The organism is Martinezella calliandrae, from assembly GCF_030272695.1.
GTDB classification, from domain to species: domain Bacteria; phylum Pseudomonadota; class Alphaproteobacteria; order Rhizobiales; family Rhizobiaceae; genus Rhizobium; species Rhizobium calliandrae.
The window spans coordinates 1-6,876 of sequence record NZ_JARFYN010000111.1 but is presented as its reverse complement, the minus strand read 5'-3'; the positions used below and the strand labels follow the sequence as shown (position 1 = coordinate 6,876).

Here is a 6,876-nt window from a genome sequence, read left to right as displayed (position 1 = left end):
CCTGCCGAAGCCGAAGAACGTTACTATGCCATGCTGGACGCGCCAGCCATGGCCGCATAACTTAAACCAAACGGCCTCCGGCAAACCCGGCGCGGTTCAGTTCAATGTGTGTGGGGGTAGCCACCGGCCGACTCCCTTCCAGGCACCGAAACCGGATTTGAAATAGTAGTAATCATCGATGATGCGGTATTCTAAATACAACTGTGCTTCACCAGTCGAGGTAAGCTCGAAAACTTTTATGCCAAAGCGTTCGGTACTGCCCGATTTCTCATATGCGCGGTTCACAGCAAAGCAGGATTTGTCTTCCAGAGGGTTATTGGGAGGGCGATAATCAGGATCTGAAGCGGCCGATGCAGGAACGGTAGCTACCGCGCCAAGAATTGAAATCGAGAGCGCCAAGAATGCTCTTATCAGTACCACCAAGGACTTCCCCCATGCACAGCCCGCCAACCGCAATTCCTACCAGAGGCTGCGCGAATGTCGATGTGTGAGATTTCGCCTAATGGTCGCGACCGTCTCAGGCGTTAATGAAGGAATTGCACCACCATAAGCGCCACCGCGGTTACGCCCGCGCACACCGTCAAAGCAGTCAAAACTGAAGTCGACATTCATGCGCTGCAGCGTGCCGCAGGGCGCGGCGTGGAGGTCCTGGCAATCCTCGACAAGGTGAATGAGCGGAAATATTCCGGCGCGACCCTGCTAGAAGCTGCCGGAATTCCGGTCTGGATCGACTACGAGGCTGCAATAGCCCACAACAAGATTATCGTAATCGACGGTCACTTGGTCGTCGGCGGCTCCTATAATTACACTGCCGCTGCTCAGAAGCGGAATGCTGAGAACGTCACGTTCACCGATAGCCGCGAAATCTCTCAAGAATATTTGGCGAACTGGGATAGCCGCCTGAAGGCGTCGAGACCATTTGAAGGAATCTCGCCGAGCCAGTGAGCGACGGCATTATGAGACCAATACGCGCACGCGCGCGAGGGTTTCTCTTGCTCCTGTGACAGGGGCTTCGCGGTCAAACACCTCGACCATTCCCCCCGTTACTTCATCCTTTTGAATCGAAAATGTCGAATGAAGAATCGCGGGGCGGCATTACCGCTCACGCCGCCCCGCGTGGATCGACACCGCCTCGATTCTCAAATTCTTCGATGTCGACCATTCGAATGCGAATAAGCTTGCCACCTAGCTTGGATGCTGGAATTTCGCCACGGGCAATCATGTTCCGAATGTGCCGCTCAGAGCACAACCAGCGCTCCGCGAGCATTGCAGGGTTCATGGCCATCGGCTTGTGCTGCATGTTCGCCATTTGGGGCGTTGTGGCCGTCCGCTGATTACGCGTTGGTTTGAAAGCTTCGGGATTTTCCTCGCCGTCAGGCACAGAGATAGCAAAGCCGCCGGTTAAACCGAAGTAATGGTCGTAGAATCTCCTGACGAGCGGCACCGGCCTGCCATCATGTAACGGGTCGATCGGAGGGAAGCCGTGCTTTTCGAGTTGCGGGACGACCGTTTTTACCCACATGTCCGCGCGCGCTTTTCCGACGATGGCTACCGCCAGCTCCCTGTCAGTTGCAAAGAGTGGAAGCTGAGAAAGGAGATCGGTCATTCGGGATTAGGCCTCCCGATTTCTCAGGCGCACCCCTTCTCCACCATCGATCAATTCCCCGGCAGCTTGAAAGGCGACCCCTGCGCGCTCCAGCGTCAATCGTATGTCGGCAAGAGTTCTATCGTAAGGCATTCGCTTGCCTGTCTCGAAATTTGCAATGGTTGCTTTTGCAACATTGGACGCGACAGACAATTGATCTTGTGACCAGGCCAACAGCGCGCGCGCCGCTCTGCATTGAGCTGCGGAAATCGACATTTAATGCAACCTTACACTTTTGATGTTGACTCTGGTTTGTGATAACCTTATACCATTAATATAATGTTATCGCAATGGAGTAAGCCAGATGCCGAACGCCATCGTTCAGGCCAGCGCCGAAGGCATGCCAAAATTCGACCGAGCCACCATCATCGCCGAAGCATGGTCGATCTATCGCCGCGACACGCGGATGAGCCGACCGACATTCGCCAAGGACCGCCGCAAGCTCTTCGCTCGCTGCCTCCGCACCGCGTGGGCTTGGGCAAAGCAGCGGATCACCGACAGTTTGAAGACACTACAGCAGCGCGCCGCCGAACGCGTCGAGACGCTGACCGTTGAACTTATGCGGATTGATGCCCGTCCGTGGAAGATGGCCACGCTTGCGGACCGCCGCACTATCGAAGCCGAAATCGATGCCCTGAGAGGAGCTATCCAATAATGTCGAAGAACGTTGAAACCTCGATTGATCGCCGCCGCTTGCTTCTTGGGTTGGCTCTTGCCTCAACTGCCGCTGTTATCCCAGACAATTCCGGTGCTCACGCTAGCAAGCTTCCGGAGAACCCGAAGCTGATCGCGCTTGACGCAGAGCTTCCGGCCGTCGCTGAAGCTTATCACACCGCCTATCGCGCCTACCGCGAAATGGAAAAGCGCTGGAACGAGGCAACGCCGCGGGCTCCCGACGAGATAACGGAGCTCGGCATCCGCTCCCCATTGGAAGGCCCGAAGCAGAATGGCGAGGCCGAAATGCTGGCGTTAGGCGGCTATCTCTATCGCCCAGGCGAAGAATTTCCGCGCCGCATTGTCGTCGAAACATGGAATATCGGTCGCCAGATTGATGCGGCTCGACGAACCAAGCGGCATGCAAAGAAAAATGGAGCAGTCGCCGATTTCCTGGCGGCCGAAGAAGAAATCAAGCGCCTAAAAAAATTCCATGCCAGTGTGAGCGCCTATGAAGCGAAGTTACGCGAAAGCAAGTGGATGGCTCGCGCCGATCACGAGCGGCTATTTCCCGTAAGGAACCAAAAGCTGATCGCATTCGCCCGCCATGTCGGGGCTATCATGAGCGAGGATGACTGGACGATGGAAGGTCTAGTCATCAAAGCTGCGGCGCTTGTCGAATGGAACCGCGTCTGCATGAGGGACCGTCTCTATGCATCGCTAGACGGGGCGGACTGGCACGGCAGCATTGCAGCCTCAATCCTGCGCCACGCGGAACGGAACGGCTGAGCGAACACCGAAGATAGGAAGACGCCATGAAAACGAAAATTCAGGTGAACGGCAAAGCTTTGCCGATAGACTCAGGTCTGGAAATGACCCGCAGACGCTTCTTCGGCGGCTTGGCCGTCGCTACCGCCCTTTCCGGCGCCGCTACTGCGCAGGCTGCCGGATCACGATCGATCATGGAGAATTCGGAGCTGCTTGCGATGGGACAGCGGTTCGATGCGGCGCACGAGACGTTCAGAGCTACAGTCGAACAGCTACCCGACAAGCAGGCCGCATATCGTGTCCTGGCGCCGTCAATCCCGCCTGAATTGATCGTGACGAGGCTCTATACCGATAAATGGCAATTGTCTGAAAGCGTGGTCGATGAGGCGGATCCTTGTTGCGGCAGGATAAAGGGTAACGACGGCCTGCCGCTCCTGGTCGTCGCTAGCTATCGAATCGAAAGCCGATATCGTTCCGGCGGCGAGCCCGTCGATATGAGCGAAGCCTCTGGATATCATCTGTGGCTCTACGATATTGCAAAGAAGTTCGAAGCGGAGAAAGCTGCGGCCCTCCTCATTTCCGGGTTGGATAAGGTGCTTTCTGCCTATGGCTGTGCCGAAACGAGCCTGCGCGAGGCCATTCATGACCTCTGTGCCATCAGAGCCAGAACACCGGCCGGCGTTGCTTTGAAGATCCGCGCCACCGCCGCTTATGCGGCTCTTGGAACCGAAGAGCGAACGACTGCAAGCCAATGGCTCGCCCGTGCCGTTTGGGAAGATATGAGCGAGGAGGCGTGACCGGCACATCGTTCGGCATTCCCCCCGTTACTTCATACTTTTTCATCAGCGAAATCAAATTCTGAATCGGAAAGGTCGAATGTAGAATCGACCCGTCCAGGTAGTGTCTCAGTTTGAAATTTGATGGTTCGCCTGTCGCGCGAGGCTGCAGTTTCCTATACGCTTGCCGGAAAGCGTAGGAGATTCCATGTCTGATTGGAGAATCCCAGATTGGGCATCGGTCATTGGGTTCATTTGGGCAGTTGGTGCCACCGTAATAAATATCGCGCAATATTGTCGGAAACGTCAGTCTGACGTTTTAGCTCATAGATTTTTGTCAGGCTTGAAAGCGAGCGCCACAGAAGCGCAAATTCCGCAAATCAACGACGAAATGGAACGAATAAAGCCTTCAAACAAGGGGCGGTAAGGATACCCCTACAATTGAGCCTGACGTGCCATTGCGAAGGGAGGCTGAGGTCGTCGATCCAGCCGCCCTCTCTGGTCGGCGCTTTGTGGTTGTCTCTGTCATACACGAGTCGTGCTTCGAGCCCGTGGTGTTGCTCGAGGCGAACGCCTGTTGAGAAATGTTGAGATTGATAGGGCAAATCAGCGGGGATTTCGCCCGTTAGCAAAAGTTAGTATTTTGGCGGCAATTTCCGCATGTCCGATGCGCACCGAGTTAAAATCCAAAAGAGCAACATCCTCAATGCCTTGATTGAGCACGCCGAAGGGGAAGCGCATCAAGACAAATCAGCTCATTAACCGATTGACGAAGCATGCGCTTTCGGACTCTCCGATATGGATGCTCTCCAAGTAAAAGCCGCGGCGTCTGTTCACAAATGTTAACGTAGAGGCAGCTATTTCCGCTGTCATAAAAGCGCGGGGTATCCCCCGGTGCCGCCCCTTGGCCATTGCTGCTACTCCCCTTGCTCGGACAAACGATTCCAACGATATCGAGAGCGCAAACGGAAAGCCAACGCAAGGGATGTAAGCTTTGCCGCGTCTGCCTCGAAATCGGGCTCCAGGTGAGATAGAGTGTCATTCTATATTGTGAGGGAGTGGACCATGGAGACCACTGGTGTGCCACGCTTTTCTATTGCGGCGGTGAAGTCGTTCTTGAAGAGAAATCGCACTGCAGCAGCTGTTATGACACTTTTTTTCATCCTCACTGGCGTTGTCTCCGGCATTGATACTGCTACTGCAGCATACAAATTGGCTATTGGAATTTTCAGCAGTATAGGCGGGAGCGGCAGTTGGGCGTCTTTAAACGCAATTCCGGGATTGCGCCTATCGTACCCCAGAAACTGGACGGTACGCGTCAAAGCACTGGACCCAAGTGAAGAATCTACAGTATCAATGCTATATAGCGACGTAGAGCAAATGATGACCATTGCTCCGCCAGACGAATCAAATGAAAGTTCTTTTAATTTGGCTATTTCTGCCGCGCTCACGAAAAAGAAATTTGCGGACTCTCCAACATCTTCGGGAGAACTTCTTGAGTATGTTACAAAGTTGATTATAAGTGGTCATACGAAGTTGTTTTCAATTAAGACTTATAACGTGAAAGAATCGAACTATTGGTTTGAGAGTAAAGGCGCCATACTGGCCGAGTTTGAGGAGTTCGGTCATTTCGACGTCTTTTTATTCTTGCCCCGACCGGGGACAGAAAAGGCAACTTACATCGTTCATTGCGGGGGGCTATCAGCAATGCGGGATGCGATAGCGCCGATTTGTCGAGATGTCATGGGGCGGGTAAGGCTTACCCAAAGCCCGGTGGAAGGTGGCGGCGAGCCTGCGTCTCAATAGGCCAAGCCCATGTGAGTCGGTCTCAAAGGCCAAATCAGAAGGCGCCTTGACGCAAAGGCTAGCTAGTACATGTCATCACGCCATCTCTGACAATATCGGCCCATTTGGCGCCAAGTGTTTCCTTTGCAGAGAGCGCATTTTGGCTTCCCGACTCACCGTTCTTAAACATGTGCACCGCCAGTTTCTGATTATGATGGCCGGCGACAAACATAGGGCCGGGATGATAGACGGTATTGCCTTCGTAAAAGCCGGTGTTGCCTGAGAACGTCGCGGTGCCGGTCGTCGAGTAAGAGCCTGGCATCTGAACCAGATGCGTCGTGTCCTGGCCTTGCTGACCGACAATTATATAGCGGTCATAGCCCGCCTTGATTGTCTCGATAACTCGATTGCTTATTGTCACCGGGCTAACTTGAGTGTGAAAGAAAGTGACCCCCCGATGTGGTTTCAGATTCTCGGTGCTGTGATCGTTGTTGTAGCGATCGGGATTTATATTTTTTTCCATTCATAGGGAAAAAGGTAGGAAAAGCGGAAGTATGTCTAATGATCCTCGTCGGATTTGGGATGATGTTGTTGGACAGGATAACTGAGTTCACGGTGGCAGGTATCGGAACGATTAAAGCTCAAGCATCGGCCGACGCTGGCACAATCCAAGCTCTGAAAACTCGAGTCGAAAATCAATCTGCAACAGTAGATGCCGTGGCAGCACAGGCCAAAAACGCGGCCGGCCTTTCGGAGAAGGCTGCTTCCCAGATTAACACCGCCGATCAGAAGCTTGCGGACCTCAATGCCACACTCTCAGCGGCAAAGGTCACGTTAGAAAATCTTCAGAGAGATGCAGACTTCGCGAAGACGATTGAACAAGCGCAGAATGATGATCGGGTGGCCTTTGACAAGCTTTCCTCGATCGCCAGTGACCAGAACAGCCCTTATGCAAAACGGGCTGCCGACGCTTGGAGCGTTATCATGGATGCTCACAGCCAAGGGATCTACGAAAGCAATTTCACCATCCCCTGGCCAGTTGGTGTCAATCCGGCGACCTATTCCCTCGCAGACTTAAAGCAGCTTTTTGCTTCGGCGCCGACTGTGTTTAAGCCTGCCGTGCTTGAATATATCAACAAGCGAGATGATATGTAAGCGGTTAGCCGATAGCGTCTGCGCTGAAGTTCCACGGCATGAGCTGCTCGATATCAGAGGCTGGCCAGCCATTTGCGATGCGGGTCAGTGTTT

12 protein-coding genes are annotated in these 6,876 nt (G+C 53.8%); 7 read left to right on the top strand and 5 right to left on the bottom strand.

All coding sequences use genetic code 11. The features are described 5' to 3' along the window. Positions 1-96: 96 nt before the first annotated feature. Positions 97-423: a hypothetical protein gene (locus PY650_RS35735; RefSeq protein ID WP_285884791.1), complete on the bottom strand. Its 327-nt coding sequence runs from the start codon at positions 421-423 to the stop codon at positions 97-99. 123 nt (positions 424-546) lie between these two features. On the opposite strand from PY650_RS35735, the gene PY650_RS35730 reads away from it, so the two are divergent. Further along, positions 547-945 (top strand): phospholipase D-like domain-containing protein, encoded by a 399-nt coding sequence (locus tag PY650_RS35730; protein ID WP_349644550.1) that lies wholly within the window; start codon positions 547-549, stop codon positions 943-945. A gap of 157 nt (positions 946-1,102) precedes the next feature. On the opposite strand, the gene PY650_RS35725 is transcribed toward PY650_RS35730, so the two are convergent. Together PY650_RS35725 and PY650_RS35720 are read right to left on the bottom strand one after the other, a co-directional pair. Further along, positions 1,103-1,606, bottom strand: a complete 504-nt coding sequence (locus tag PY650_RS35725; protein ID WP_285884790.1) for a helix-turn-helix domain-containing protein — start codon at positions 1,604-1,606, stop codon at positions 1,103-1,105. Between the two features lie 6 nt (positions 1,607-1,612). Then, entirely contained in the window at positions 1,613-1,861 is a 249-nt protein-coding gene (locus tag PY650_RS35720; RefSeq protein ID WP_285884788.1) for a helix-turn-helix domain-containing protein, read from the bottom strand. Positions 1,862-1,949: 88 nt separating this feature from the next. Between PY650_RS35720 and PY650_RS35715 the strand changes: the two genes are divergently transcribed. The 5 genes from PY650_RS35715 to PY650_RS35695 all read left to right on the top strand — a co-directional run bounded on the left by PY650_RS35715 (position 1,950) and on the right by PY650_RS35695 (position 5,649). Beyond that, positions 1,950-2,300 (top strand): hypothetical protein, encoded by a 351-nt coding sequence (locus tag PY650_RS35715; RefSeq protein WP_285884787.1) that lies wholly within the window; start codon positions 1,950-1,952, stop codon positions 2,298-2,300. Then, a complete protein-coding gene (locus PY650_RS35710; RefSeq protein ID WP_285884786.1) occupies positions 2,300-3,088 on the top strand; it encodes a hypothetical protein in 789 nt (262 codons plus the stop codon). Before PY650_RS35715 ends, PY650_RS35710 begins: the two co-directional genes overlap by 1 nt. A gap of 26 nt (positions 3,089-3,114) precedes the next feature. After that, the gene (locus PY650_RS35705; protein ID WP_285884785.1) at positions 3,115-3,864 is read left to right on the top strand and encodes a hypothetical protein; all 750 of its coding nucleotides are present in this window, start codon (positions 3,115-3,117) and stop codon (positions 3,862-3,864) included. 187 nt (positions 3,865-4,051) lie between these two features. Beyond that, the gene (locus PY650_RS35700) at positions 4,052-4,270 is read left to right on the top strand and encodes a hypothetical protein (RefSeq protein WP_285884784.1); all 219 of its coding nucleotides are present in this window, start codon (positions 4,052-4,054) and stop codon (positions 4,268-4,270) included. A gap of 638 nt (positions 4,271-4,908) precedes the next feature. Further along, positions 4,909-5,649 (top strand): hypothetical protein, encoded by a 741-nt coding sequence (locus PY650_RS35695; protein WP_285884782.1) that lies wholly within the window; start codon positions 4,909-4,911, stop codon positions 5,647-5,649. Positions 5,650-5,707: 58 nt separating this feature from the next. Here PY650_RS35695 and PY650_RS35690 read toward each other — a convergent pair whose 3' ends face one another. Then, entirely contained in the window at positions 5,708-6,151 is a 444-nt protein-coding gene (locus tag PY650_RS35690) for a hypothetical protein (protein WP_285884780.1), read from the bottom strand. A 38-nt stretch (positions 6,152-6,189) separates the two neighbouring features. Here PY650_RS35690 and PY650_RS35685 point away from each other — a divergent pair, with 38 nt between their 5' ends. Further along, positions 6,190-6,783, top strand: a complete 594-nt coding sequence (locus PY650_RS35685; RefSeq protein WP_285884778.1) for a hypothetical protein — start codon at positions 6,190-6,192, stop codon at positions 6,781-6,783. Positions 6,784-6,787: 4 nt separating this feature from the next. Here the strand turns inward: PY650_RS35685 and PY650_RS35680 are convergent. Then, a partial coding sequence (locus PY650_RS35680) for a transposase domain-containing protein (protein ID WP_285882758.1) occupies positions 6,788-6,876 on the bottom strand: 89 nt, incomplete at its 5' end.